Here is a 26,526-nt window from a genome sequence, read left to right on the forward strand (position 1 = left end):
CTGCCTTTATTTAAACTGTTTGAGGAAACGCAGATCGTTTTCGAAGAAAGAACGCAGATCGGTAACGCCGTAGCGCAGCATGGTCAGACGCTCCATACCCATACCGAATGCAAAGCCGGAATAGATTTCCGGATCGATGCCAACGTTACGCAACACGTTCGGGTGAACCATCCCGCAGCCCAACACTTCCAGCCATTTACCGTTTTTGCCCATCACGTCAACTTCCGCAGATGGTTCAGTGAACGGGAAGTAGGAAGGACGGAAACGAACCTGCAGATCTTCTTCAAAGAAGTTACGCAGGAAATCGTGCAGCGTGCCTTTCAGGTTGGTGAAGTTGATGTTGGTATCAACAATCAGCCCTTCCATCTGGTGGAACATTGGGGTGTGAGTCTGATCGTAATCGTTACGATATACACGGCCCGGAGCGATAATACGGATCGGCGGCTGTTTTTCTTTCATGGTGCGGATCTGCACGCCGGAAGTCTGCGTGCGCAGCAGACGCGTCGCGTCAAACCAGAAAGTGTCGTGGTCAGCGCGCGCCGGGTGATGGCCAGGAATGTTCAGCGCATCGAAGTTATGATAGTCATCTTCGATTTCCGGACCGGTCGCCACGGTAAAGCCCAGCTCACCGAAGAAACTTTCAATCCTGTCGATTGTACGCGTTACAGGATGCAGACCGCCGTTTTCGATACGACGCCCAGGGAGGGAGATATCGATCGTTTCTTCAGCCAGACGAGCATTCAGCGCAGCACTTTCTAACTCGGCCTTACGCGCGTTCAGCGCTTGCTGTACCTGCTCTTTGGCTTCGTTTATCACCGCACCTGCTGCCGGGCGCTCTTCTGGCGGCAGCTCGCGCAGGGTTGTCATCTGAAGGGTCAGATGCCCTTTCTTGCCCAAATATTCGACGCGGACATTGTCTAACGCGGCAACATCTGAAGCCTGGTTAATGGCGGCCGTTGCACTGGCAACCAGCTCTGCGAGATGTGACATGGTTTTCCTCGTTATGTTGCGATATTCACTAGTCGCTCGTATATACGCAAAATCATTCAAATTGTATCAACGCAGCAAAAGAGCGAATGCAGCCAATACAGAGACAACTCGAAGGATGACGCGTATAAAAAAAGCCTCCACCAGGGAGGCTTTTAGGCGCTGTTTTCCGTTTCTTCTTTCACGCGCAAGCCTCCTGAGTTCAGGTGCTAAAGTAAAAGAAGAAGCGGAAAATAGCAGCATTCATGCTTGCGTTACCTTGTGTGGTAAAAACCGGACAACCTTTATTGAAAAGGCTTACGGATAAATTGTCAACTAATTGATTGCGCTACAAATAAAAGAGAGGGAGCCAGGCTCCCTCTTTTCACCGGCTTATGCCAGAGCTGCTTTCGCTTTTTCGACCAGAGCGGTGAACGCTACTTTGTCGAATACTGCGATGTCAGCCAGGATCTTACGGTCGATTTCAACAGAGGCTTTTTTCAGGCCGTTGATGAATTTGCTGTAAGAAATACCGTTCTGACGTGCTGCTGCGTTGATACGCGCAATCCACAGTTGACGGAACTGACGCTTTTTCTGACGACGGTCACGATAAGCGTACTGACCAGCTTTGATAACAGCCTGGAAGGCAACGCGGTATACGCGAGAACGCGCACCGTAGTAGCCTTTAGCTTGTTTCAAAATTTTCTTGTGACGTGCACGGGCAACTACACCACGTTTTACGCGAGCCATATGTGCTCTCCTGTATCTATATTCTTAGTAAAAAAATGAATTAAACGTTAACGGCTTATGCGTACGGCAGGCACGCGATAACCAGACCCAGATCGCCTTTAGACACGAGGCCTTTTGGACGCAGGTGACGTTTACGCTTAGTAGATTTTTTGGTCAGAATATGACGCAGGTTTGCGTGCTTACGCTTAAATCCACCACCACCGGTTTTTTTGAAACGCTTAGCAGCACCGCGTACGGTCTTAATTTTTGGCATTTTAATAACTTCCACTTCGCATTGTTAATAAACGAAACGTAGGCGAACAACGGCTGTGGAACCCGTAGGCTCCACAGACATTGCTACTTGAAGGCCTTACTGTTTCTTCTTAGGAGCGAGCACCATGATCATCTGACGGCCTTCGATCTTCGTAGGGAAGGATTCGACTACTGCCAGTTCACTCAGATCGTCACGGACGCGGTTGAGCACTTCCATACCGATCTGTTGGTGGGCCATCTCACGACCGCGAAAACGCAGCGTGATCTTAGCCTTATCGCCATCTTCCAGAAAGCGTACCAGGCTGCGGAGTTTTACCTGGTAATCGCCATCGTCGGTGCCAGGACGGAATTTAATTTCCTTAACCTGGATAACTTTTTGCTTTTTCTTCTGTTCCTTAGAAGACTTACTCTTTTCATAAAGGAACTTGCCGTAGTCCATAATACGACAAACTGGCGGTTCGGCGTTAGGGCTGATTTCAACTAAATCTACTCCAGCTTCTTCAGCTTTTTCGATCGCTTCTCTCAGACTCACAATACCCAAAGCTTCGCCTTCCAGACCTGTTAAGCGAACTTCCAGGGCGCGAATCTCGCCATTGATACGATTCGGACGTGCCGTTTGAACTCGTTTTCCGCCTTTAATACCTTATTCCTCCAGTTGTTGAAGACTGCGGCTGCGAATCTCTTGTTGCAGCTTCTCAATCACTTCATTTACGTCCAGGCTGCCCAAGTCTTTGCCACGACGGGTGCGCACGGCAACTTTGCCTGCTTCAACCTCTTTGTCGCCACAGACCAACATGTAAGGGACACGACGTAAAGTGTGCTCGCGGATTTTAAAGCCAATCTTCTCATTTCTCAAGTCTGCTTTTACACGAATACCCGCATTTTGTAGTTTCTGCGTTAATTCGTTAACGTATTCAGACTGAGAATCGGTGATGTTCATGACCACGACCTGAACCGGCGCGAGCCAGGTCGGGAAGAAGCCAGCGAACTCTTCGGTCAGGATACCGATGAAACGTTCCATCGACCCAAGAATTGCACGGTGAATCATAACCGGCACCTGACGCTCGTTGTTTTCGCCAACGTAAGAGGCGCTTAAACGGGACGGCAGGGAGAAGTCCAGCTGTACAGTACCGCACTGCCATGCACGATCGAGGCAGTCATACAGGGTAAATTCAATTTTCGGACCGTAGAACGCGCCCTCACCCAGTTGGAACTCAAACGGGATGTTGTTTTCTTCCAGCGCAACGGCCAGGTCAGCTTCAGCACGGTCCCACATTTCATCGCTACCGATACGTTTTTCGGGGCGAGTGGACAGTTTGACGACGATTTTCTCGAAGCCAAAGGTGCTGTACATATCGTAGACCATACGAATGCACGCGTTAACTTCATCACGAATCTGCTCTTCAGTACAGAAGATATGAGCATCATCTTGAGTGAAGCCACGAACACGCATCAGGCCATGCAGCGCACCTGACGGTTCATTACGGTGGCAGCTACCAAACTCAGCCATACGCAGCGGCAGATCGCGATAGGATTTCAGACCCTGATTAAAGATCTGTACGTGGCCTGGGCAGTTCATTGGCTTAATGCAGTATTCACGGTTCTCAGAAGAGGTGGTGAACATCGCATCTTTGTAGTTATCCCAGTGACCTGTTTTTTCCCACAGCACGCGGTCCATCATGAACGGACCTTTCACTTCCTGATACTGGTATTCTTTCAGTTTTGAGCGAACGAATACTTCCAGTTCACGGAAGATAGTCCAGCCATCGTTGTGCCAGAACACCATACCCGGTGCTTCTTCCTGCATATGATACAGGTCAAGCTGTTTACCGATTTTACGGTGATCGCGTTTGGCCGCTTCTTCCAGACGTTGCAGGTAGGCATTCAGGGCTTTTTTATCTGCCCATGCAGTACCATAAATACGCTGCAGCATCTTGTTATTGCTGTCGCCACGCCAGTATGCCCCTGCGGTCTTCATCAGTTTGAAGTGATGGCAGAAACGCATGTTCGGCACGTGCGGGCCACGGCACATATCGACATATTCTTCATGATGGTACAAGCCAGGCTTGTCATCATGGGCAATGTTTTCATCAAGAATGGAGACTTTATAGGTCTCGCCACGCTTCACGAAGGTTTCACGCGCTTCGTACCAGCTGACTTTCTTCTTAATGACATCGTAGTTTTTCTCAGCGAGCTCGTGCATCCGCTTCTCGAGCGCGTCGACGTCTTCCTGGGTTAACGTACGGTCAAGATCGATATCGTAGTAAAAACCGTTATCAACAACCGGTCCGATCGCCATTTTGGTGTGCGGCCAGAGTTGTTTGATCGCGTGCCCTAACAGGTGCGCACAGGAGTGACGAATGATCTCCAGACCTTCTTCATCCTTCGCGGTGATGATGGAGAGCTTCGCATCATGCTCAATCAGATCGGAAGCATCTACCAGCTCACCGTCAACACGGCCAGCAATAGTAGCTTTCGCCAGACCTGGACCGATGTCCAGCGCAACATCCATGGGGCTTACAGCGTGGTCGTAATGGCGTTGGCTGCCATCAGGAAGAGTAATAACAGGCATGTTATATCCTTATTTGCAGTGGTGACCCACACGTAAGATCACATACAAAGAGAAAATGTATTTGTTTACAGTAAGTTGTGTAACCATCTAACCAACAATCGCTAAATTGGTACACAATCTGGTACACAAATGAAAAACTGACATCCTCAGTCCCTCACCCGGTAAAACGATGGTAACACTAAAAAAGTGGTGATTGCACCACTCTGTTTCACATTGATTCAAATTGTCTTGCAACAATGGATGCGATCGGCTAAGTGAGAACAGCACAAAGCCTTGCAAGCCGATGCAAAGCTTTGTGTGTCACATTTTTGTCTCAATGAGATATAACTTCTCACGCAGATCTTTTATGTGTTACAGGATGACAATGAGCCCCACCCCTACCACATAGTCGATTCAATTTCTTTATTTTTATAATCTACGTGGTTAAGTCAGCACTTATAGACATTCAATGTGTTTTTAAGTATATTGAAAATTAATTTTCCATAAAAAAACATGAACAATAATCAAGTAAGAATAAAGTCTATAGATTACCTTAGAGGTATAATGTCTCTAGCTGTAGTTATATATCATTTTACCTTATGGACAATAGGGTCAATGAATTCCGGAACAATATTAGGCAAGCTGGGGATTTATGCAGTATCTATATTTTTTGTCATCAGCGGCATGTCTATGTATTTGGCATATAAGGATTTTGAGTGGAATAAAAAAGGTATATCAATCTTCATAGCCAAGAGATATCTAAGACTTTTTCCGGCTTTTTTTGTGGCTTGCACATTAGTAGTTTTGTTAACAAAATTCATAGATTTGGGATACACTTATTCATTAAAAATCTTTCTGTTAAATATATCGTTGCTTTTCGGATTTATTGGTCCTAGTAAATACATAACTGTTGGTGGCTGGTCAATAGGATGTGAGGTTGTATTTTATTTATTATTCCCTTTCATAATGATTTTCAAAAGAAAAGGCGTGTTAATATCTCTACTGATATCTGTAATGATATTTTTATATTTTTCTTTCTTGAAAATTAATTCAGATTCAACATTGGGAAGCCAATGGAAATCATACATCTCGCCAATAAATCAACTTCTTTATTTTACCATGGGTATAGCGATAGCATTTTACAGTTCAAAGTTAAGGATTAATGTAAAAAAATCATTACTTATTTTATGCGTATCATGTTTTGCATTCTTAGCTTACCCATCAAGCGGAGATCTAATATCCATTGTAACAGGATGGAATAGGATAATGCTCACAATAATTTCCGCAATTATTTGCTATGCTGTAATCAATATTAATGTTTCATTTAGATTTGAAAATGTACTTGGTTTTTTTGGTGACATTTCATACACTGTTTATATGTTTCATGGTGTAGTGTCCACAATTTTCATGTTGATACTTGATCACCTTGGAATAGATAACTTAAACGAAAGACTTTTGTTGCTTGTAAGCATTAACCTACCAATAATAATTATTATATCTTATGTTTTTTATAGATTCATAGAAAAACCGTTCATGAGGATTTCAAAAAAACTAAAATAGATATAGTGGCTGCATTAGGCCGGATTTATCCCGGCCTATATATCAATAATCACAAAACTATGACTCATTTATCTGGTACTGTTGGGAAAGTAACATCTGGTGCTTTTGAGGTGTCTACTTTAGTTAATGAGTAACGATAACGCTGCCAACTATCCAATTTCTGTATATCAGTATCTGATATATACCCACCAACCTTTGCGTCAACCAAAGGTTCAATTACATAAGAGGCTTCCCTTATTAAAATTTGTTTTTGCTGTTCTGCAATAAAAACTTGCTGTTCTTTGGTTGGTGGTGGATTAACTAGAGAAATAGCCTCTTCTATACTAATTAACTCAAGTCCTTTTTTTATGAATTTATCCTGAGAACCATCATCATCATAAGCATATACATTGTCATCTTTGTCTTTGTAGTACTTCATCGTCGTAATCATTATTATCTTAACTCCGTCCACGCCTGTAATGTTGTCGATGCCCCAGATACATCAACTCTGTAAGTTGATGCGTTTGGTACAACCAGGCTACATGTTGCTATGGATGTTGTTGATGCAATTGATCCACCACCACCACTTTCAATTCCATCCACATAACCATATAAATTTGCTGAGGTGGTCCCATTGACCCTGACATATACATATATGGGGTATCCAGTGGTGTTAGTGTATGTGACACCAGTTCCCCTGGAGGACTTTAGATCCTGTATGGTCTGTCCTTTACCAAATGCAGGTCCATTTGCTAAATCATAAGCCTGTTTAACTGATGATGGAGTAGCCGCTAATGTTGTGCTTGTGCTAGTTACAGAGCTACTGAGTTGGACTATACCCTTTTGAGATGTAGTGCCATCAACAGGCGTCCATTTCCCATTAGCAAGGTCATATGCTGCCTTTACGGCTGATGGGGTAGCTGCCTGCGTTGTGCTGGTGCTGTTAGTGGATGTATTAAGTTGCACAATCCCTTTTACTGAGGTCGTTGCGTCGACAGCACTCCATTTAGACACGGCAGCATCATAAGCTATTTTTACAGCTGCTGATGTTGCGGCAAGTGTATTATCATCATCCGTAACCCCGCCATTGAGTCTGACAATGCCGCTTTGTGAGGTGGTTGCATTATAAACACCTATTGTATTCCTTACCCCGGCTCCATCTGTTTGTGCTAGAACAGTTCTTGCAAAAGCAGTTAAATCAGTCTGTGCGGCGGTGTTAGTGCCAGTGAAATATGGGAGTTTATTTGCCCCGCCTGCAAGAGAAGCAATGGATAATAACTTAGTAAAGTTAATCCACCCCGTAGATACTGAGTTAGGATTGTTACTGTTTGCATCCATGGAGCTAAGAAATAAAGTTGCTCCATCATCACCTAAAACTAGGGATCCTTTGGGATATCCTCCTATTTGAGATGCAAACGATGAATCAAATGAATTAATTGCCCCAGTGCTAAACCATCTGCAAAGAGAAGACAATTCATATAAAATTTGATTCATGTCCTGACCCTTTGGTGGTAGCCCACCGGCTGACTTCAGGATCATTGTAATTGGTGGGAACCCGGATTCATATGATGCGGTGTTATCCCCTGCCGGTGTTGTTGGGAGAATATCTTCTCTTTGACCATTGATACCAAATGGTTTTGGTTGCTTAGCTGGAGCGTCTGTGCGATTCATATTTAATCTCTGTAGAATGTTCCGTCGTTAAATGGGTAGGAGTCAGATGAAAACCCAAAGTAAGGACTAACTACTTGGTGTATATTTAAAAGAACACCACTTGGCACTGGAGTTACTTCGTAATTAGTAAGGATTGACTCTTCATATGGAGCCAGTTCAAATTCAAATGTTATCCCTATTGTCATATCGCGGTAATTTACGCAATACGCTCTCCCTCTTTGATAGAAGAGAATTTTCAGGAATTTATTTATCTCTGGTATTGTTGCTATGCTTATATTTGTAAAAGCCTTGCAAAATATTAAAGTACGGTAAGCATCATCGCCAAGGCGAACGTTAGTTGTTTCCTGAATGCCACCATAAAAAGGAGCGTCGTTAAATGGTGTTGGATAATCAGGGTTTGCATCATCAGCCTCGCTAAATCCGAATGAATCACTATCCATTGGCGCGACAATGTATCTGCTTACACCAACGACTTTACCCCACAAATCAAGCCCAAAAGCTTCGCAAGTAGTTAAATCCCATACTTTGTTGATGAATTCATCCGTAAAATCATCAAGCCTTAATGCCTGATTAAATGTTTCAATGATAGATAATAGTTTTTTACTTGCTGAGTACTGGGTAAGAATAGTGTCTTCCCACATGTCTCACCCCTCATGATAATGTTACGGTAATGTCCGACTCCTGAATTGTTGGTACCTGATCTATTCCCATTGTTATGGCTGGCCCGTATGTTGAGCCATCAATGGAAACTTCAAGTGTCAAAATACCAACAGTATCAGGTGATATTGAAATAACAGGCGCATAATACTTACCGGCGTTAATGGTAGAGCCTATCCTTGCCTTTCCTATACCCTCATAACCACCATTGAATACATTGGCGATCATGCTTTTCACTTGTGGCGTGATATCACTAGGTGGGTTAAGAGAACTATCCAGTTCAACATTAAAATAAACCCTGGTCGGCGTTGCTTTTTGCCACTGCATTACATAGGAGGGATATGGCGGTAGATAGTTAACATTATCGTAAACCGTATAAGAGGTATCTCCGTTCAGGTTTGCACCTGGGTTGTAGGTCTGGAAAATTGACTCCGCAACATCCTCATCAGCGCCACCATAAACGCAGATGTAAATCGAATGTGCCAGCACCGGGAAGTTTGTGGTTCCCTTGTTTACTGTGGATGCGGTTCTGTTTGACCATACATAGGCATCCAGAACGCCATTTGTCGCCAGTAAAGCAGATAGTGTTGATGCGTCTTGGTTGCGACTGTTTCTCGCGACAGATTGTTTTCGTCGAGTTTCAAATGCAATGCGTGATTCAACATCTAACCCTACCACACCCGGACTGGCGTTTATGATCGCATCCCATCCAGATACCGCCCTGTAAATCTGATTTAATGCACCAGTTGCACAGGGAATTGGCCCGGTGGTGTTATTCACGAACTGAACATCAATACTTCCTGACGCTGGTATTGTGGCGATGTCGATAGACCGGTAAATATATCCATTAGTGTCAATGGCTGTACTTCCCGCTGGGATTGTTGTTCCGACCTGACCAATGCAGGTTGCGGTAACAACTGTACCCTGCGCCGATATCCGGTTCATGAAATAAATCTGACCGATACCGTCCTGAAATCTACCCGTTGCGTAATCAGGGTTAACCTGATTGAACAGGCACAACAACTTGTCATATTCCTGCGCGATAATCTCTGTATCCGACTGTGCGATCTGCCCTTGCGGTGAGCTAAGAGACTGGCTAGCCCCGCCACCGAGCGCTGTCGACATGTCAGTTAGTCTACCAGCGAGCACATCCGATACGTCAGGTACCAGTAGTCCATTCTCGGTAATGGTGACATCCGGAACTGCTGTATTTAATGTCGTCATAAAGTGGCCTGTGCAATATTCCCGTTGATATCGGTGACGCGGATCGTGCCGCGAGTTGTGCGGGTGTTTTTGTCAAAAAAGACGGATGCCAGAGCCTGATCAACGATTGGCAGCTTGAGCGCCTCTGTTTGCATCTTCTGCGCAATGAATCCCGGCGACGGACGCTTCCCAAGAACCTCTGTTTTCCACGGAATTCCCAGCGTATTGTCGTAATAACATTCACCAGAGAATACCAGGCATGCGCTCGCGACATCCTGAGCTACGGAGTAAGACTCATCGGCTATAGCTAGATTCCCGTTTCCGTCCAGCGTCAAATCCCACGTAGACGTGTCTAATTGCATGGTTCTGTATGTCATGTTGGTTTATCCGTTACGTTGGATGTAACTGTCGATCCACCCGTCTGAACCCCTTCAACCTGATGCTTATGCTGGTCGTAGTTGTCACGCAGGGTCTTGAGAGATGCGCTCTGTGTGCTGTTGTTATCAGTGATGTTTCCACCCGCGGTGATATCCCCAGTTACATGAAGCGTTGGGGTTGTCATTGTCACCCCATCAGGAGCAGTGACCGTTGCAGATGAGCATGTGATATTTACCGGATTTGGGGTTGTGATATTTATTGCGCCGTCTGCAAATTCAATGAACTGCGTGGGCTGATCATTCAGGAAGCCGCCAAGATACAACGCATCGGATTTGCTGTGTTTTCTCCCACTGGCCGGAACCGACTCTTTACGGTTGGTTCGCACCAGTGTCGTGTCTCTGTCGCATATGGCGATCATCCCAATATCACCAACTACCGGATTCATGATGATTGCGCTGCTTCCTCGCTGCAGACGAAATACCGGGATATTGAATATTGTCGAGTTCTGAATCATCGCCCCGCTCTGATCCGTTCTGGTTACCAGTGGAATTGCATCCACAACAAGGTTAGGTGCGGCCCCTCTCACAGCCTGTACTTTCACAAGCTCAATAAAAAAGGCCCCTGACAGGAGCCTTTCAAATGTGAATTTCAGCGATTCAGCGTCATTTACTTGCGCACTGGTTGGTGTGAATAAGTTTTCAGCCATTTCCTCCCTCTCCCTGCACTCTGTAAGCGATGCATATTGAATGCCATGGGCCATCGTTCATCCATGATGACAATTCATGGTTAACGCTTGTCAGCTTGTAAACGCCGCTTGCGTGAGGAAGTGATGTCTCTATCTGCACGTTTCTTCCGGTAGTTAGCAGCGTTGAAAATTGAGTCTGAAACATCAGGCCACCGTTTGAAAATATCGGATACCCAATGAGACCGTATTCAGGCGAGATAAATGGCTTTACATCATCTCTGGTGCTATCTTGAGGCCAGAAAGAAATAGATGGCGGCGCGACAGACATAGCCACATTAACATCGTTACACAGTGACTCTAACTGAGTGAATATACTCCCCTCATAATGAGGATTGGTCACTACCAGACCATCAAGTCCTGTAATGTATGCCTTGTACCCTGCCGCGTTACAGATTGCGTTAATGATGTCAGGAACCGGCGTTGCACCATTAAACGAGAATGGTGAGGCGGGTTTGTTCTGAAGGTCTGCATTTGCCGTGGCTGTAATCAGCAATGCAGCATTTGGTATTGCGTTCATGTTAGCAATGGATGACGTCATATATCCTGCAAATATCGCCGTTTCACCGACAAATACTTTCATGCTGATCCGTTCTGTATCGCTGCCGAATAGCCCCATAGCCTTCGACGACAGCGCCGCCAGCATCTCAATACCCAATCCGAAAATGCTTACGTTAATCTGAGTACCGAACAGATTTCCCGCAGACTGAAATGAAACGGTCGCCCGGGCTTCACTAATGGAAATGGTGTTATTGCCAGACTCATCGAATGAAGATGTTTCATTCACAAACTCAAATCGGAGAGATCGTTTACTGTACAAGCTCACTCTCCTCTATGTAGTAAAGAATGTACCTGCTTCCTAATCCTTCCCAGTAGGGGTCTTTTTGACCTACGTTATCCAGAAAAACCAGATCGCCAGCGAATCCAAGATAGGAATATCTAACCATCCGGTTACCGTATAAGCACGGAACACCCTGCATGATTGGGTTGCCGTTCACCGTTAAGTCCATATACATAAAGCTTTCGCGCTGAATTAAGCGAATCGTACATTGCTGTCCGGCTAAGTTTACAGATATGGATTGCGACTTCTGAGGTACAAGGGAAACAGTTCTCATGTGATGTTCTCGTTTATTTCCTTAGCCAACTCCGCTGCTTTCTGCGTGGCGCTGTTAGTTACATCAAGAACTGGCTTTGAAACGGTATCCAGAGCGCTTTGAAAGCCTGTTGTGATGGCATCTGTTGCCTTCCCGGCAATATCTCCCACAGACGTTTTTAAAGATGACCATGATTTACCTAGCTCATCGACTGTCGAGGGTGTAGTTCCAGCATCTTTCGTAGCGGATCCGGTTCCCGTTACGCCCTGACTGATTTCATCGTTGGTTGGCTTGCTGTTCGACTGCGATCCAGAAAGAACAACTTCCATCTGCTGCATAACTTCCTGAAACACCAGATACACCGTAAGCATGGATACGCCGCGCTGAGAGTTTACGTTGTAATCATGATCGACAAGGTCGTAACTCTGTAGAGTTTCTTTCGGCGTTTCTATGTCGTATGTATTAGCTGTTTCCAGCATTGTTTTGATGGTTTCGAGAGTGCTACTTTGGCTGGTAAATGTCAGATCGAATATGTTGGGTATGCTTCCAGTAAGCCCCGTCAGCCCGGTAATGATTATCTCGCACCTGACAAGAGAAGGTTCTTTTACCTTATTGATTGACTGGTATTTCCCATTCTCCACAGGGGCGTTAGTTATCTGCGCACGCCCTCCTGGTTGAATAGATGCCATGCCACTGAACTCGAGCGCCACTGCGTTGGTCTTGCTATTGCGGATCACATACTGGAGGTGGAGAACGCTGTCGATTATGGAAAGCGGAGAGCCGCCGCCTATCGCGTTGAATATGTCTGCTGTGTTTAGACTGATAATGCTCATCGGTTCTCCGGGCAATAAAAATCCCACCTAAGTGGGTGTTGCGTGTTTTTGCTTCAGTTAACAGATAGAATCAGGGAAACAGCACAAGGGATAAAACATGAAACTTAAGCAGCTCTATGCCTTACTGATATCAATTGCATCATATATGCCCTTGACTGCAGCGGCCTCACTTACCGAACATCAACTTCTTGTGTCATGCAATAAAAAAGCTTCATCTCTGGTTGAGTCTTTCGATGGCGATCTTCAGAATCTAAAGGAATCAAGAAGACTTGACCTTCTTAGGCTTGTTTCTGATGGATGCCAAGGAGGTTACAAATCAGCCAGATATGGAATGCAGTACAAGGATATTGAAAGATATCTCACACAAGAGTCATCACAATCTGAACTCCCTGTCGACCTTATGCTTGAATCCGTGAAGGCTGGCTACTCCCTATACAATAACGGCAACTAGATCACCTGACTCCGCTTGAAAATGCGGCGTTTGTTGATGCCCGGCTCGCTTGTTGATTGATACTCTTTGTCAGTGCGTCAACTGTTGTTGGGTTGCTGTTCACGTTCACTGTGTTGATGTGCGTGCTGTTTTGTATCTGAGGCTGACCGCCACTTGATGCCAGTTGATATGGCCTGTTATCTGCCATTCTTCCCTGGGTAGCGTAATAGTTGCGGGCATTGCCCATGTTCCCATAGACCTTGCCAGTGTATTCACGTGTTTCTTTTGGCAGCTGTGAAATATCACTGCCATTGGCGATCCATTTATCAACGTTGCCCATCCCCCAGTTATAAGCTCTGAGAGCGTTGTCGACGTTACCATCATATCGCTTCAGCAACTGGCGCATATACACGGAAGCAGCGGCGCGAGACTTCTCTGGATCAAGTCTTTCGTCAACCGTTGAGTCAACTCGCAACCCCATATCTCTGGCGGTTGCTGGCATAAACTGATAAGCACCGGCAGCACCTGAACTGGTGTTGTAAGCCAGGGGATTACCGCTTGATTCCGTCATCATAACGCCGTGGAGCAGATCATCCATTTCTCCTGGTGATTGCTGCATCCTTCTTGCTGACTGCGCGTGCTGCTCCGCATCATTTGATGTTACGCCGGTGGCATTAGCCCAACCACCTGCATTCCATCGTTTAACTATCGAATCCCATAGTGAATCGGTCTTGTCTTTCTCTTTCGCCGCGTCAGCGATGTTATTAATCGCCTGAACTCCAGCCATACCAGCGAGAACCAGAGGGTTAAGTCTTAACCCTGCAGCCAGCAGCAAAAGCAGAGCATTCGCCCCGCCCACTGATTCTGTCAGTTTCTTAACTGATTCTCCGGCATCGCGAAAGAATCCAATGATGTCGCCATGGTGGTCTTTGATCCAGTCTCCAAACTGTTTCAGCGCGCTCATGACTTCAGGTGCAAAAGCGATGGCTATATCCTGTCGGATGCGGTCAAACTGTGCGTCGAGTTGCCCCAGGGTAACTAGCAAGTTTTCCTGCTCTTTAACCTGAGCCGCGGTAATGTTCGACTTTTTCGTTTCAGAATCGACCAGAGAATTTAGCTCACCAGATTTAATCTTGGCTGCATCTGTCGGGTCGAATCCTGCTGCAGCCATCACCTGCATCAGGTTTTCCTGAGAGTGTGATTTGCCGTAGCGGGTGAACTCACCTAACGCCTTGTTAGGGTCGCCAAGGTTATTAATGTTCAGGCCGGTGCGAGCACCCAACACCATCAGGTTTTGCGCCGCGCCGGTGAGTCCACCAAAGATGGTCGGGTCTTTGATGTTAGCCAGCGCCATACGGGCATTACCGGAAGCCCCGATGAACGCATCGCCGTTCAACCCAGCTTGCTGGAAGCCGCGACGCATGCCAAACATCTTATTCACGTCAGTGCCGAAGAACTTCGCCTGATTGCTCGCACGAACAATTTCGCTTGAGGTCGAGGTGAATAGCTGTTTGATGCCGTAGAGCCCAGCACCAATACCGAGGAATCCGGCTGCGGCAGTGTAAGCACCACGGAACGATGATGCCGCCGCGCTGCCAAACTGAGTTACATCCAGAGTGCTCGATTTCAGCGTTCGGCTGATGTTTTTGCCGGAGCGGTCAAAATCCCCCTCCAGCTGCTTCACCTCATCTTTCAGCTTACGTTTGCCATTCAGGAACTCGTCAGCCTTGATTGTGACCTTATAGGCCAACTCGTTGATGATCATCGTTGCTCCTGGTACTTATGCCACACGCGCTGATTAAAGTTTTCCACTGAGATAATCTCGAGCAGGTTATACATATCCGCGACGGAAAGCCTCTCCTGCAAATCGAGGTAAGAGGCTTTTTCGGAGCAGATAATGGCGTTGATAGTTGATGAGATATTGACGGTGGAGACTAACTTAGCCGGTAGAGCATCTTCCTCAAGGAAGGGATACTTTACTCTCCGGCGATCGTTAAAAAATCGAAGTTAACCTGAAACACTTTATCCAGCAGTGAGCGAATGGTCGACACCTCTTCGAAATCCAGAGAACCATTCACTTTGCGCTGCTGGCGCTGTCCGTCACTGGTGATGATGATATCCACCGTCGACATCAGGCGGTCTCGCAACTGTCGGGCCACTTCCGGAGAGGATGCGGAGATGACGCTCAGTCCGACAGTAGCCAGTCCTGCGCACCCCATGGCGATCACATCAGTCGGGATGCTACTGTAGTTAGAATCCCCCATAGCGCGGAAGATATCCTGCGCCAGAGAGTCGGCATCCCACGCCGACATCTCAGTGATGAGGAATTCTTTACCCTTATCGCGGCCTTCTGTTTCAACGATGAAGGGGATCTCTTTACGTGCCATCAGATTGCGCTCCGTGTGACGGTCTCAAAGTGGAATACTGCCGGTCGTGGCTGAAGAACGCGGCGACCCGGAGGTGTCGGTGTCCATGTAAATAGGATTCCGTTGACGAAATTCCATTTCGCACCTAATGCCGGGACAGTAAGAACCGCATTGCATTGAAACTTAGCGATCGCCGTCCTCTCAGCTGCCATCCAGTCATCAACGAGACTTCCCGCATTAGATGTCGGCATCAGATTAATGGTGAATTCAGGTGGGTTAAATACGAAGCCAGCGTGGTATTTACCATCAGCAGACATCTGCTCTTCTGCGTTTTGAAGCGCCCCTGTTTCAAACATGTTGTCGGCTGCGTAATCGTCTACATCAAAACCGCCAGGGTAGTAAGCAGGTACGACGATGCGCAGCTTGGAATTAGCACTTGTAATGTCAATTGGCATTTTGTCGTCCTTACAGAATTGCGGTTGAAGACATGCTGATGGATTGGATTAACTGACCATCTACCCAGTAGAAGATCGCCCCCTGCAACTGACGCTCAAGACGCGCTGCACCTGTTTGCGTCGGGATATACAGATACCACCCCTCAGAATACAGAGTGGCGGAAATATCCTTGCCAACCGTGTTATTCACGATACGGATTTGCGCATTGTCCAGCACTACACCTTTCTGAATCGCACCGAACGTCAGTGCCTGATTAGCAACGTCAATTGTCGCCGCCTGAATCGCGCCATAGCCGTTTTGGTTGAACGGGTAGGACTGATTGTTGGTGAAAAGGTTTGCGTATGCACTGACCAGATTGGCGTTAATCCATACCTGATCGATGAATGTATCCAGCCAGACAAACTTACCGGTAATCGCGCCATCAGACGCATACTGAGCCATGGTCTTATTCAGGCTGTAAGCGCCGTAGAAGTTGTAACCATTCGATTTCAGAGCCTGAGCCGTAGCCAGGTCGCTCACGTTAGGGGTCAGTCCGGGGAAGCCACGGAACTTGAATGAGATACGTCCGTTGGTGCGAGCAAAGTCTACCGAGGCGGCATAAGCCAGCGCGGTTACGCTGTACAGATAAGTACCGTACACCGGGAAAATGTTCTCGTAACCGTTAGCCACAACAACTTTCTGCACGAAGCAGTTAGCGTTATTGGCGACAGTGCCTTCAGCCGTGGTGTCGTGCACGACATAGCCAAAGCGGTTTTTGCTGCTGCTTGCCCACGCGCACAACTCCGTTTTCTGGTCATCGGTCAGTTCGACCAGCGAGTTAAACAGGGTCCAGTTCTGGTTGACGTTGATGATGTTGTTCATCGTGTCTGTCAACGTTACCGCATCGGAGCCAGGAGATACGATTGCCGCAGTAGCCTGTGTCAGCAGCAAGCCGGTAGCCAGTGCTCCAGCAGAAGCATACGCCACCTCGCTATCTGCGCCGGTAGTGGCAGAGCGAATGATGAAGCGGTTAGCAATCGGCAGCCATTCAACCGTGACCTTGCTTGCACCAATGCCAACCTGAAGCTTTGATGCGATATCGCTGAAGCTGGTTGCAGTTGACAGGTCGATTGACGTACTGGTAACAGACACGCCATCTACAGAAAGCGTGATGGTTCCTGCCGGGATTGCCTTCAGGGTAGCCAGCGCCACACCTTTCAGATTACCGGACAGCAAATACCCGGCTACGTCAGCAGTAACGATGCGGTACATAAGCAACTCACCAGGAATAACGGATGAGTTTTCGTAGCCGTTGAAATACTGCTGCGCGGCGAGGAATTCTTTTGATTCACTGCCCATCAGAGCAGAAACATCAGATGATGAAAAATAAGATTGCACCGCACCGACCGGGATAAGCTCGTTATCGGTCAGCATCAGGCCGTTAGCATCAACCGCAGAACCGGCAGGCGTAACGACGTTGGGCGTGATATTAAAATCTACGGATAAAGGGATTGTGCTCATTGGCGTCCATCCACCTGTTGGGTTGTAATTTCTGCTTTGTCGAAATAGTCCTGCGGGAACGACACGGTAATGTGCGCCTGCAGGGATAGCGTGAGTGTGTAGCGTTCTTGCCACTGGCTTTCAGCGTCGATCATCGGCGCTTGAATGACAGGTGATGAGTAAAGCGGCGCAAGCCGGGAGTCTATGGATTTGATGGTGTCGTAGCCATATCCGCTGGTGAATGTTGTTTCCAGTGCAATAGCCCGATCCCCTGCACCCTGACCGTAGATATCCACCTGAATATCAGCCTGGCGAACTTCGGTGTACCCCATGGCACTCGTGGCCGGAGAGCCTGTGTCTTGCTTAATGTCTCTCGTCGTGGATAGCCGCGGGAATCGCAAAGGGGTCAGGATGCAGAACTGGCCTTTTAGCATCGGCACACGGTTGGCCTGCGCTTGCTGGCATGTGCCTGCGATCGGCTCGATATATCCAGCCAGCACATCGATAACATCATCTACAGTGAAATCATTCATGTGCTCACCTGCAACACAGCAATCAGACGACACCAGTCAGGCCACAACTCCACCGGTTCGACGACAAGCCATTGTTCGCCATTAATCACGAAGATATCGCCACCCTGCTCCATTTCACGCTGCACGCTGAAGTAGTTGCCATTGACGTAAATCACCTTCGCCAGCCCCTGAATGTTAAGGCCATCTACGTGCTGCATATCGCCTCGACTGAGAGGCTGAAGCTGAATGGTGACGTTCTGGTCAGGAAGGTAAGACGGAACCGGCTTGCGTCCGGGGCCGATAGTTTCACCGGCGTACTTTTTCAGGACCGCTGAGATGTTGGGGTTGACTCGTCGTATGGCGCTGTTGGCAATTTTATGAAGGTTCAATGTCTCCCACCTCATAATGAACATCGCGGATCATGATTTTGGTATCAACAAGAGGCTTTGTTGACTCATTGCCTTTAGATTTCCTGCTGGCAATTGTCGCCGCTGACAAAGGCGGATCCATTAACGTAGAAATTGACTGGACGATATCCCCTGCAATTTTTTCGCCAACTACCGACAGGACGAGCTCTAACTCAAGACCTTTACCAAGCCCCCTTGCGATATCTTCTGACCACTCTTTTTCATGGTCGGAAATCGCATTGCGGAAGAATGGTCGAGGAGGTTGGTTATTTGCCGGATTCCCATACTCGTTTGTAGCCGCCACCATCGCAACAGGTGTTCCATCCGGGTATGTTGCTCCGTCGATAAATCCGACTTTTAATTGTTTGTCGGATAAAGAGTTAGCAATATCATCAAGAGCATCCATAACCTTGTCATTCATCTTCGTCTCCCACGATAGAATCCCATTCGGTAAATTTTCGTGGCTTGCCAGAACATAAAGCCGTATGGGGACTGGAGGAAGAATTCAGCATTGAAAGGAACATTAGCCATCGAAGAACCCACGCTTACGCTACCTTCGGTTGCAGAAGTAAGGCGGCCAACCATACCGGTTACGCCGCCATCTCCATTGGCATCAACGTAGAATAAGTAAGCAATGTGGGCTGTCAGGAGATAGAGAAAATACTTCCTCTTCTCCTCGTCGCTAATTACACATTGAGGCGTGTTCTCCAGATAGGTAGTTGCGGCGTAAAACAGGTCTTCTACCTGCTGGTTTGTCAGCGCGTTATATTGCGGATATTTTGACTTCCACTCAGCCACATCCAGAGTTACCACGCCCATGTGTTATTCCTCTTTTTCGCCTTTCTTCAGAACGTGTTGCTCACCGCCAGTCTTCAGGTCTTTTTTGTCTTCTGCTGCAGCTTTAGCGTTAGCCTCGTTTTTTTGAGCGAAGATAAAACCGTCTTTGATGGCTGTCATTCCGGCGTACTTGCTTTCAATGGCCTGCCACAGTTCTTCAGGCATATGAGTCAAACCGCACACGCCTTCATAACCGCGAACAGCAACGAGTTCGCTGCTGTTCTGCCCGTTTACCACGATCTCTTTACCGTTAACTTCAAAAACGGTGCCGTGAATGAGCTTGCTACTTACTACTATGTTAGCCATTAGAGAGTCCCTGTCATTTGAACAACGCCAGATGGGCGGTAGATAACGGTGCCGAGAGTACCGGCCGCCAGTTTCTGGCTGGTCATTGAGTGCTCAACAAATACCGGGAATGCACGCATTTTTTCGGTATATACGGTGTTGCCAACCGGAGTGCCACCCAGGCTATCGGCGATCAACTGAATAAGACCGCCTGATGGAGTGCCAAACTCAGGCACTACAACAACGGTCAGGCTGGTATAGGTCTTCTTAATCAGGTCGATAGCGGAAGCAGTACCCAGAGCGTTGATTGCGCCCAGAGACGCGTTATCACTTGGGCTCACAACCAGTTTCATTGGACTGGTTTCCTGCACCAGACCCTGGTTTTTAGCCGCCAGGTTGGTGAACATCTTTTTCACATCGTTGAAGATGCCAACAGCATCTTTGTCTGCCCATTTCACCTTACCGTCAGCAGTGGTGATTGGTGTCAGGGCTGCTGGGAGTGCCGGGTCGTTCATGATGCCGAAGTTTGGCGCACCAGAGATGCCGTACATGTAGGACTTGTTGAAGAAACGGTTAATGGCATCAACGCCTGCCGCCTGCTTCATGGCAACGTAAGGAATCAATGCCATGCCGTACTTCTCTTGCTCCAGGTCGCCCCATTCGTTCATGCCCTGGAAGCGCATCTGGCGACGCTGTTCCCAGTTGGCGTTTACGTGGGTTGACCCAGCGCGAGAGCGGTCGTCATAAGCAACGATTTCATACGCTTCTTCAGTGCGTGGGAATAAAACATCCTGCACAGCCCAAGTGCCTTTCTTCACTTCCGGGTAAATCTGGGTTGCCACGGTAGGTGCGAAGAGTTGCTTGATGATCATCGGGTCGATGACCTGGGCTGCAGCCGCTGGAATGCCGCCGTTTGCCACGGTAGCCATATCTACTGCGGAGTCACCAACTACGCCTTTCATGGAAAGATAAGAAGGGGTTTTCTCAAAGACTACGCCCTTGTCTGCCAGCACTTTCAGATATTGCGGCAGCGTGGATTGATTAAGCTCCATTACAGAACCCCCTGCTTTGTCATTTTGATAATTGAGTTGGCGTCGGCATCCGAAGCCACCCAGTAAGGCGTTTCAATTGCACCAGAAATGGTTGCACCGGCAGCACCGGTTTTAGATGTGCCATCAGCGAGAACAGCAAAAATCTTCTGTCCTTTGGTTGCTGCTGTTGCGGTACGCACCCAGAAATCACCGAGTGTGAAAACACCCAAGTCTGTTCCTGGCTCTACCAGCATTGATCCGGTAGTGTTCAGTGGCAGGACACCCTTACCGGTATTCATCACCCAACCTAAAGGCAGGCCGGTACCAGTGTTATTAACCAGAGTTGGATCTGTGCCATCTACCCATACCCAGCGAGCCTGGTAAACGCCATTCGCACCAGCCTTGTAAGAGCCCTCCGGAGGAAGTGCCACGGCAGTAGGGTTAAGTGATGCCAGGTCGCCTTCTTTACCCGGGGCCGGGTACAGAGTTACGGTTTGCTGAAAAGTCATGTTCGGTTTCCCTTAGAAATAGTCTTTGAAGTCAGCAGCGCTTGCCTGCGTCTCAGCAGAGTCACCGACTGGTTGTTTGCTGGTCTTGCCATGAATAGCCATCTGCACCAACGCTTTGTAGGCAGATGGGTGAACACCTTCGATGTTTACCTTCTCCTGCTTCAACACGGCTTTGTAGATGTCGTCAGCGGAATCGCCAGATACATGACCATAAACCGGCTCAACGGTACGCATTGCTTCTCTGGTGGCTGCAAATTCACGACGTGCTTCTGCAAGCGCCTCATTCTTTGCTTTGCTCACCAGGTCTCGAATGGCGCTATCACCCATTTTGTTATCTTCCTCGTCACCTTCGAGTTTTTTACGCTCGTAATCTTCGCGATATTCTTTTTTCTCAAGGTCTTCCTGCTCTTCCTTGTCCTTTCCTTCTTTCTTCAACTTTTCACGCTCAGCACGTTCGCGATCTTCCTTGTCTTTGAGGTCTTTTTCTTCATCCTCATCGCCGGAGTTAATTTCTTTCTGCTCATGCTGAGCCATAAGCTCCATGATGCCCTTTGCCAGTTCATCAGCGTCCGAATCAGATGCTGTGGCAAACTTGGTTTTAATCAGGTCGGTCAAGCCTTCCATCAAAGTTTCCTCTTGGTCTTGTGAATCGCCTACGGCGCATTCAGCGCCAACACGGCCTTTAATGGTCAGCGCGACAGAGTTACCTGAAATGTTTCTGGCAACGCCGTCATACGCCTGACCCATGAACTCGCCCGGAGTCATATCCAGGTCGAAGAATGAAGGGAAGATGGAAAGCTCGCGCCTCGTGGAGTTCTCCACGCCTTCGATCGCCGCCTTGTCCCACAACTTCATGCTGGTAACGAGATAAGGTGCTTCGAATCGCGTATCTGTCCCGGTTGTGCCTACGCGCTCCTGTGGAGTGTCAGGCGTGTCTAACTGGTTAGGGTGCTCAATGGTCACTGGCACGTTGTTGAACGAGTCTGCGGCGCGTATAAGCTCTTCTGCAGGGCGGTAGATGTAATAGAGTCGGTCAGGGTTAAGCCCTAAATCTCTCCAGCCCGGCAAACTTGATCCCCTGTATGGGCTCACACATTCTTTGCTGATGTTGCACTGGGTGATGTTCATCCGACCGTAATCGTCATATGCGCGGACTGATGATCCCATGTCGTAGGAGTCGCCACGGTAGCCATTGGCGTATGCCGCTCGCTCTACTTCTTCGGCTTTCTCTTTCGACACAAACGGGCCTTTGCTATCCCAGTACCATTTGCCATCTTTCTGATGTACTGGCATGGATTTACCTTTCTTCAGGCAATAAAAAAGGCCGCATTACGCGACCTCACTTTTTCATGGCTGCTATAGCCAGCCCGGTTATTAGCAATGCGCCAAATATCAACGTTGCTCCGAACCAATAAAATAATTCTGTCATTTCTCAGACTCAGAACGGAAGTTTAGGCTTCCAACTACACCCGCAGTTTATTTCCTGCCCCGGTAGAACATACTCACCGTTATCGCCTACCGGCAGACCTTTATCCAAATCGAACTCCTGACCTTTTGCCTTCACATGCTTTGGTCGAGGGTGACTGCCACCACCGGAATGGATCCAGATACCTTTGGTTATACCAAGTGATTTTTGTCTTACCCTCGACAACTCAGCCGTAGCTTTGTTGTTCTGGTCAATGGCAATGCGTTCTGCCCTACGTCTGGTAATGCCGAATTGCTTTTGAAGCTCTTCGGTCATGTAATGCAGGTCACGGCCTCGTGTAATTGACTGGAGGGTGATTGTCTGCACCTGAGTGAAGTACTTCTCCGGTATGGATTTAATCAGGTTCACATTCTCAGCGACTATGCCATCAACGGCCTGAGTCATTTCAGGCGTCATGGTGAATTTCACGCGGGGAATGTCTTTTTCTCCCAGCGACCGCTTCAGTGATTTGGTAGCTGTGCTATCGACGGCTTTAACAAACTTTGGTGCAATAGTGACTGCCGCATCAGAAAACCGAGTAACCCATCTATCTCTGAGGTCAATCAGGCGCTCGGCGATATCATCCATCCCTCGCTCTCCTGACTGATGTGCGTTGTACTGTGCTCTTGCCCAATAATCAGCACTCTTGACCATTTCAGAGATGAGTCCCTTAAGCGACATCGCGTATTGATTTGCTATCGTCGCGTTGTAGTGAACCCTGCGAAGGGTCTTTATCTTCATCAGGATCACCTTCAGGGTAAATGCTCACGACTTCATATTTGATACCGTTGAACTCGGAATCATCATCTGCGGCGATCACATTACACACTTGCTCTGGTGTTACGACCTCAGCATCAATCAGCTTGACGTAGGTGTCAGCCTTCTTGTTGTTGATGTCTGCAATTTCCAGATCGCTCAGTTCATCCAGAGGGTTGAAGTCGATGTACAGGTCTTCATAGAACTCACCAAACTCATTCAGGCAGAGGATTTTCAGTACCCAGTCAAGAACGGGCTTGTAGCTGTTCTTTTGCTTGTTGGAGATATTTTCGTGCTGTGATTCACGCTCACCTTCACCACTTGCATTCATTCCGCTTGGCTGACTACCGGTAAGGCTTGTGACGCTGAGACGCGAAGGAACACAGATAAGCCTGAGCATCTCAGCCTGCAACTCGTGCAAACCGGTCAGTGACGTATTCATTTGCTCAAGAGTTTCCTGAGACTTATCGATTGCCAGAACGCCGTGGTTGTCCTTTCCGTACACTAGAGTGTCTAGTCTCTTGTCGAACTCATTGCGGTCCTGCAGATACGTTTCCATATCCGTAGACCAGATGTATGTCCTGAAGGAAGTAATGATCCTAGGTATGTCGTCGCGCACGCTCTCCCAGTTTGTTACATAGGGAAGCATCATCTGAATCAGTGACAGCCCGCCAAAGTTATAGGATGGCTTCAGCATGTCCGGCACTGAGTACAGCACCAGAGATTTCATTCTGCTGGCGCTTACAATGCGCCCCATCACATACCATTGCTGCGGCACGAAGAAGTCAGGGCTGATCGGGTCAATCGCGTTATAAGCTTGCGGATATGTCCACATTGGCTCAACAACGCGGAACCCTTCAAGATCACCTTTCTTAATCTTAGTTGGGTCAAGCAGCAACTCTTTGTCGCGCTCGTTCTCATCGCCTTTCATTTTCACGAACAGGAATGAGTTACCAAACGCCTCAGCGTTGAATCCGAGCAATTTAAGGTGCTTCTCTACCGCGTACTTCTCAAACGCATCCTCAATCTGACCGATGATTTTTGACCGGTCATTTTCGGTATCGTTGGACTTAACCTTGAAGCCCTTACGGAATACCTCATTTACTGACTGCTCGCATGCCACCCGGTTCTCTGATTTCTGAGCCAGGGTAGCCAATAATGGATACCCCATAAACACCGAGTCAGACGAAACAAACACGCTGTTAAGCATGCCATAGTCGACGCTATCGCCAACCACAACATTATCAGGAACCACTCCAGCAGGCGGCTTGTAAGCGCCATGCTTCATGCTTGAGAAGTGCTGATCAATCTTTCTTTTTTGCATCTCGCTGTCAGATGCCCATGACTGGCCCACAGCAAGCTTGCGCGGCTTCTGAGCTGCGCTTGTTTTTCGTTTTGACATGTTACCAGCCTGAGTTTTTGCCAACGAGAAGTGAGCGGTTAATCGGTGCGTACGCCATAACGAAAGCATCAGCCAGGTTTGGCGACTTTATCTCTCGCTTAGCCAAGTCTTTTTTGCTCTCGACCTTTACGCGACCATTGTTGTCGAAGTCGCGCTTGGGGGTGCTGAGTTCAGTTTTCAGCTTTTCGAGATATGGCATATCAGAGGAAATGCTGATCATCTTCTCTGGTTTGAATGGCTCACCGCGTTTAATGGCGTTGAATGTGTTTCTGAACCGGTCGGCAAGACTCCACCACGACTGAGCTTTGATGTTTGAGAAATAATCCTTGTTGGTTATCTTCTCAACGTAGAGCTTTTCAGGGTTATGCACCGAGTCGCCAGCATTGAACTTCGAATACTGGATTCTGGTTTTACGCTCTGCGTTAATCTCACCGAACTTGCTACCAGCAAACGCACCTACGCCTATGGAGTCATAGGTGATGTGAGCATCGCGTTTAAGCGCCTCACCATACACGCGTGAGCATGACTTGCTTAGCTCATCCTCTTTTGCTGACCATTCATCGCACCAGGACGCAACAGAGCCATGCGCATACACCATCGCGCACTTATCCTCACCATCATCAGCAACGTCAAATCCGATGCGTTTCATACCTTCTGGCTCGAAACCTAGCTTTATGTGTGCGTCAATGGATGCTTCTATCCAGGATCGCTTAATGACCGTCGCGTCATCATCAGAACGTGGCACGCCAAGATAGACATGCTCAAACGCCTCTTCATCTCGCTCTTTCGCCGCGTCGATGACTTCAAGCATGGTCTTCGATAAGAATGGGTTCTCATCAAAGTTAATTTTGCGAACCAAGGTTCTTGGCGGAGGGTTTACGATGAAGTTCTGATACACGAAATCGGTGTAGAGATTAGGGTTGAAGATGAACCAGCATTCAGAACCCTCCTTACGGATGGTTGGCTCTAATATCTCCCACTGATCTTCGGTCAAGGCGTGGGCTTCTTCCAGCCAGAGAACGTCGATACTCTCAAGTGACTTAATCTCATCAACGCTGTTCTTCAGCCCGTAGAAGATGAACTCTGTGCCGGTAACGCGATTGACTATCTTGTCTTTCAGTACACGGAAACGCGATTGAAGGCCAAAGCGCTCAATCTGTATCTTCAGCAGTGCGTAGACCGACTCGGCGATCTTGTTTTGTATCTGACGAGCACAAAGGAAGCGCAGTTTGTAATTGTTTGCCAGGTAGATAGCAAACCCTGCTGCATCCCATGACTTGGAGCTTGCGCGCCCACCGTAAAGAATCTTGTTGCGTGATTGCGTAGTCCAGAAGTCACGCAATACAGGGTTAAGAGTTGGTGTTGTAGAAGTCATTGAGGCTGGTTCCTTTGTTGACGCTTGAAGGCTCATCATCTTTGATACTGTATGCCTCACGCTCAAGGCCGATCAGATTCTTCAGTGCATCGCTCAGCGCCTTCACTGATTTAACTCGCTCCGGCATGCTGATGACCTTGTGGTATATTTCATTGAGTTTGTCCTGACCTTTGTCGTCAGGGTCTAACATCAACTCTCCGAGCTTTTCCAGTGCAGCCACATCTGCGCACTCAGCGCCCAGCTCATCAAACAAGGAATTCGTTATCTGCCGGGCCCTCCTAATATCCCCTCGATGTTCCATGCGGACATTAGCTATTACCTCAGCAGTTGCCTCAATAAGTACGCGCTCGTTAAAAGTAACCTCACTGCGTACCTGTTTGCGTACCTCTGCTTTGCGTACCAGATCGTCAGCGCGTTCTTTCACCTTCGCATTCAGATCACGAGACCAGTCGTCACGTTTGGCACGCTTGCGTATGGCACCTTCACTTATGCCATGCTGCGATGCTATTTCTCGGAGGCTCAACACCCCGGCGCGGTAAGCCGACTCGATGGCCTCCCAATCCGGAGTTGCCATAAATCA

General features: G+C 47.8%; 32 protein-coding genes, 1 pseudogene and 1 other annotated feature. Of the genes and pseudogenes, 2 read left to right on the top strand and 31 right to left on the bottom strand.

All coding sequences use genetic code 11. The features are described from left to right. Positions 1-6: 6 nt before the first annotated feature. From pheS to thrS, 6 genes are all read right to left on the bottom strand, one after another. Positions 7-990 carry a phenylalanine--tRNA ligase subunit alpha gene (gene pheS / locus OGY83_RS06265; RefSeq protein ID WP_003832580.1) on the bottom strand — a complete coding sequence of 328 codons (984 nt, stop codon included), beginning with the start codon at positions 988-990 and terminating at the stop codon, positions 7-9. A gap of 124 nt (positions 991-1,114) precedes the next feature. After that, positions 1,115-1,239, bottom strand: a sequence feature (Phe leader region). Beyond that, a complete protein-coding gene (gene pheM, locus OGY83_RS06270) occupies positions 1,190-1,234 on the bottom strand; it encodes a pheST operon leader peptide PheM (RefSeq protein WP_001386830.1) in 45 nt (14 codons plus the stop codon). Its footprint overlaps the feature before it by 45 nt. 120 nt (positions 1,240-1,359) lie before the next feature. Further along, positions 1,360-1,716, bottom strand: a complete 357-nt coding sequence (gene rplT, locus OGY83_RS06275; protein WP_003030578.1) for a 50S ribosomal protein L20 — start codon at positions 1,714-1,716, stop codon at positions 1,360-1,362. A 55-nt stretch (positions 1,717-1,771) separates the two neighbouring features. Then, positions 1,772-1,969 (bottom strand): 50S ribosomal protein L35, encoded by a 198-nt coding sequence (gene rpmI, locus OGY83_RS06280; protein WP_003030583.1) that lies wholly within the window; start codon positions 1,967-1,969, stop codon positions 1,772-1,774. Positions 1,970-2,065: 96 nt separating this feature from the next. After that, positions 2,066-2,608 carry a translation initiation factor IF-3 gene (gene infC / locus OGY83_RS06285; RefSeq protein ID WP_048997935.1) on the bottom strand — a complete coding sequence of 181 codons (543 nt, stop codon included), beginning with the start codon at positions 2,606-2,608 and terminating at the stop codon, positions 2,066-2,068. A 3-nt stretch (positions 2,609-2,611) separates the two neighbouring features. Then, entirely contained in the window at positions 2,612-4,540 is a 1,929-nt protein-coding gene (gene thrS, locus OGY83_RS06290) for a threonine--tRNA ligase (RefSeq protein WP_003832572.1), read from the bottom strand. A 492-nt stretch (positions 4,541-5,032) separates the two neighbouring features. On the opposite strand from thrS, the gene OGY83_RS06295 reads away from it, so the two are divergent. Continuing rightward, positions 5,033-6,079: an acyltransferase family protein gene (locus OGY83_RS06295; protein ID WP_286635485.1), complete on the top strand. Its 1,047-nt coding sequence runs from the start codon at positions 5,033-5,035 to the stop codon at positions 6,077-6,079. A 64-nt stretch (positions 6,080-6,143) separates the two neighbouring features. Here OGY83_RS06295 and OGY83_RS06300 read toward each other — a convergent pair whose 3' ends face one another. The 9 genes and pseudogenes from OGY83_RS06300 to OGY83_RS06340 form a co-directional block, all read right to left on the bottom strand. Then, on the bottom strand, positions 6,144-6,509 hold the full coding sequence (locus tag OGY83_RS06300) for a tail fiber assembly protein (RefSeq protein WP_286635486.1): 366 nt from the start codon (positions 6,507-6,509) through the stop codon (positions 6,144-6,146). Positions 6,510-6,799: 290 nt separating this feature from the next. Beyond that, positions 6,800-7,195: pseudogene (locus tag OGY83_RS06305) on the bottom strand (tail fiber protein); the annotation flags it as partial. A 536-nt stretch (positions 7,196-7,731) separates the two neighbouring features. After that, positions 7,732-8,370, bottom strand: coding sequence for a baseplate wedge 1 family protein (locus OGY83_RS06310; RefSeq protein WP_286635487.1), 639 nt, complete (start codon positions 8,368-8,370; stop codon positions 7,732-7,734). A 10-nt stretch (positions 8,371-8,380) separates the two neighbouring features. Beyond that, the gene (locus tag OGY83_RS06315) at positions 8,381-9,610 is read right to left on the bottom strand and encodes a baseplate J/gp47 family protein (RefSeq protein ID WP_286635488.1); all 1,230 of its coding nucleotides are present in this window, start codon (positions 9,608-9,610) and stop codon (positions 8,381-8,383) included. After that, positions 9,607-9,966: a contractile injection system sheath initiator gene (locus OGY83_RS06320; protein ID WP_053390255.1), complete on the bottom strand. Its 360-nt coding sequence runs from the start codon at positions 9,964-9,966 to the stop codon at positions 9,607-9,609. The genes OGY83_RS06315 and OGY83_RS06320 overlap by 4 nt, the downstream gene beginning before the upstream one ends. Next, entirely contained in the window at positions 9,963-10,673 is a 711-nt protein-coding gene (locus OGY83_RS06325; RefSeq protein WP_286635489.1) for a phage baseplate protein, read from the bottom strand. Before OGY83_RS06325 ends, OGY83_RS06320 begins: the two co-directional genes overlap by 4 nt. Further along, complete coding sequence (locus tag OGY83_RS06330; protein WP_502873070.1) at positions 10,666-11,535, bottom strand: hypothetical protein; 870 nt, start codon at positions 11,533-11,535, stop codon at positions 10,666-10,668. Before OGY83_RS06330 ends, OGY83_RS06325 begins: the two co-directional genes overlap by 8 nt. Beyond that, the gene (locus OGY83_RS25285; protein WP_249418935.1) at positions 11,519-11,824 is read right to left on the bottom strand and encodes a phage baseplate plug family protein; all 306 of its coding nucleotides are present in this window, start codon (positions 11,822-11,824) and stop codon (positions 11,519-11,521) included. The genes OGY83_RS06330 and OGY83_RS25285 overlap by 17 nt, the downstream gene beginning before the upstream one ends. Then, complete coding sequence (locus tag OGY83_RS06340; protein ID WP_286635491.1) at positions 11,821-12,636, bottom strand: hypothetical protein; 816 nt, start codon at positions 12,634-12,636, stop codon at positions 11,821-11,823. The genes OGY83_RS25285 and OGY83_RS06340 overlap by 4 nt, the downstream gene beginning before the upstream one ends. A 97-nt stretch (positions 12,637-12,733) precedes the next feature. Here OGY83_RS06340 and OGY83_RS06345 point away from each other — a divergent pair, with 97 nt between their 5' ends. Further along, on the top strand, positions 12,734-13,087 hold the full coding sequence (locus tag OGY83_RS06345; RefSeq protein WP_286635492.1) for a hypothetical protein: 354 nt from the start codon (positions 12,734-12,736) through the stop codon (positions 13,085-13,087). A gap of 1 nt (position 13,088) precedes the next feature. On the opposite strand, the gene OGY83_RS06350 is transcribed toward OGY83_RS06345, so the two are convergent. The 16 genes from OGY83_RS06350 to OGY83_RS06425 form a co-directional block, all read right to left on the bottom strand. After that, the gene (locus OGY83_RS06350; RefSeq protein WP_286635493.1) at positions 13,089-14,831 is read right to left on the bottom strand and encodes a lytic transglycosylase domain-containing protein; all 1,743 of its coding nucleotides are present in this window, start codon (positions 14,829-14,831) and stop codon (positions 13,089-13,091) included. A gap of 211 nt (positions 14,832-15,042) precedes the next feature. After that, positions 15,043-15,453, bottom strand: a complete 411-nt coding sequence (locus OGY83_RS06355; RefSeq protein ID WP_286635494.1) for a hypothetical protein — start codon at positions 15,451-15,453, stop codon at positions 15,043-15,045. Further along, on the bottom strand, positions 15,453-15,887 hold the full coding sequence (locus tag OGY83_RS06360) for a phage tail fiber protein (protein WP_286635495.1): 435 nt from the start codon (positions 15,885-15,887) through the stop codon (positions 15,453-15,455). The genes OGY83_RS06355 and OGY83_RS06360 overlap by 1 nt, the downstream gene beginning before the upstream one ends. A 10-nt stretch (positions 15,888-15,897) precedes the next feature. Beyond that, positions 15,898-17,388 carry a DUF3383 domain-containing protein gene (locus OGY83_RS06365; protein ID WP_286635496.1) on the bottom strand — a complete coding sequence of 497 codons (1,491 nt, stop codon included), beginning with the start codon at positions 17,386-17,388 and terminating at the stop codon, positions 15,898-15,900. Next, positions 17,385-17,900: a phage neck terminator protein gene (locus OGY83_RS06370; RefSeq protein ID WP_286635497.1), complete on the bottom strand. Its 516-nt coding sequence runs from the start codon at positions 17,898-17,900 to the stop codon at positions 17,385-17,387. Before OGY83_RS06370 ends, OGY83_RS06365 begins: the two co-directional genes overlap by 4 nt. Next, positions 17,897-18,268, bottom strand: coding sequence for a hypothetical protein (locus tag OGY83_RS06375; RefSeq protein WP_286635498.1), 372 nt, complete (start codon positions 18,266-18,268; stop codon positions 17,897-17,899). Before OGY83_RS06375 ends, OGY83_RS06370 begins: the two co-directional genes overlap by 4 nt. Next, positions 18,255-18,707 carry a hypothetical protein gene (locus OGY83_RS06380; protein WP_286635499.1) on the bottom strand — a complete coding sequence of 151 codons (453 nt, stop codon included), beginning with the start codon at positions 18,705-18,707 and terminating at the stop codon, positions 18,255-18,257. The genes OGY83_RS06375 and OGY83_RS06380 overlap by 14 nt, the downstream gene beginning before the upstream one ends. Continuing rightward, the gene (locus OGY83_RS06385; RefSeq protein WP_163199208.1) at positions 18,704-19,105 is read right to left on the bottom strand and encodes a DUF4054 domain-containing protein; all 402 of its coding nucleotides are present in this window, start codon (positions 19,103-19,105) and stop codon (positions 18,704-18,706) included. Before OGY83_RS06385 ends, OGY83_RS06380 begins: the two co-directional genes overlap by 4 nt. 3 nt (positions 19,106-19,108) lie before the next feature. Next, positions 19,109-19,429, bottom strand: a complete 321-nt coding sequence (locus tag OGY83_RS06390; protein ID WP_286635500.1) for a hypothetical protein — start codon at positions 19,427-19,429, stop codon at positions 19,109-19,111. After that, positions 19,429-20,460 (bottom strand): major capsid family protein, encoded by a 1,032-nt coding sequence (locus OGY83_RS06395; RefSeq protein ID WP_286635501.1) that lies wholly within the window; start codon positions 20,458-20,460, stop codon positions 19,429-19,431. The genes OGY83_RS06390 and OGY83_RS06395 overlap by 1 nt, the downstream gene beginning before the upstream one ends. Then, the gene (locus tag OGY83_RS06400) at positions 20,460-20,948 is read right to left on the bottom strand and encodes a structural cement protein Gp24 (protein WP_133085986.1); all 489 of its coding nucleotides are present in this window, start codon (positions 20,946-20,948) and stop codon (positions 20,460-20,462) included. The genes OGY83_RS06395 and OGY83_RS06400 overlap by 1 nt, the downstream gene beginning before the upstream one ends. Before the next feature lie 12 nt (positions 20,949-20,960). Then, positions 20,961-22,241, bottom strand: a complete 1,281-nt coding sequence (locus OGY83_RS06405) for a DUF2213 domain-containing protein (protein WP_286635502.1) — start codon at positions 22,239-22,241, stop codon at positions 20,961-20,963. Between the two features lie 145 nt (positions 22,242-22,386). Continuing rightward, on the bottom strand, positions 22,387-23,154 hold the full coding sequence (locus OGY83_RS06410; protein WP_286635503.1) for a phage head morphogenesis protein: 768 nt from the start codon (positions 23,152-23,154) through the stop codon (positions 22,387-22,389). After that, positions 23,084-24,571: a phage portal protein gene (locus tag OGY83_RS06415; RefSeq protein ID WP_286635504.1), complete on the bottom strand. Its 1,488-nt coding sequence runs from the start codon at positions 24,569-24,571 to the stop codon at positions 23,084-23,086. Before OGY83_RS06415 ends, OGY83_RS06410 begins: the two co-directional genes overlap by 71 nt. 1 nt (position 24,572) lies before the next feature. Beyond that, on the bottom strand, positions 24,573-25,946 hold the full coding sequence (locus tag OGY83_RS06420) for a PBSX family phage terminase large subunit (RefSeq protein WP_286635505.1): 1,374 nt from the start codon (positions 25,944-25,946) through the stop codon (positions 24,573-24,575). Next, complete coding sequence (locus OGY83_RS06425; RefSeq protein ID WP_353622041.1) at positions 25,921-26,520, bottom strand: hypothetical protein; 600 nt, start codon at positions 26,518-26,520, stop codon at positions 25,921-25,923. The genes OGY83_RS06420 and OGY83_RS06425 overlap by 26 nt, the downstream gene beginning before the upstream one ends. Positions 26,521-26,526 lie beyond the last annotated feature (6 nt).

Source organism: Citrobacter sp. Cpo090 (genome assembly GCF_030332665.1).
Classification (GTDB): Bacteria; Pseudomonadota; Gammaproteobacteria; order Enterobacterales; family Enterobacteriaceae; genus Citrobacter; species Citrobacter portucalensis.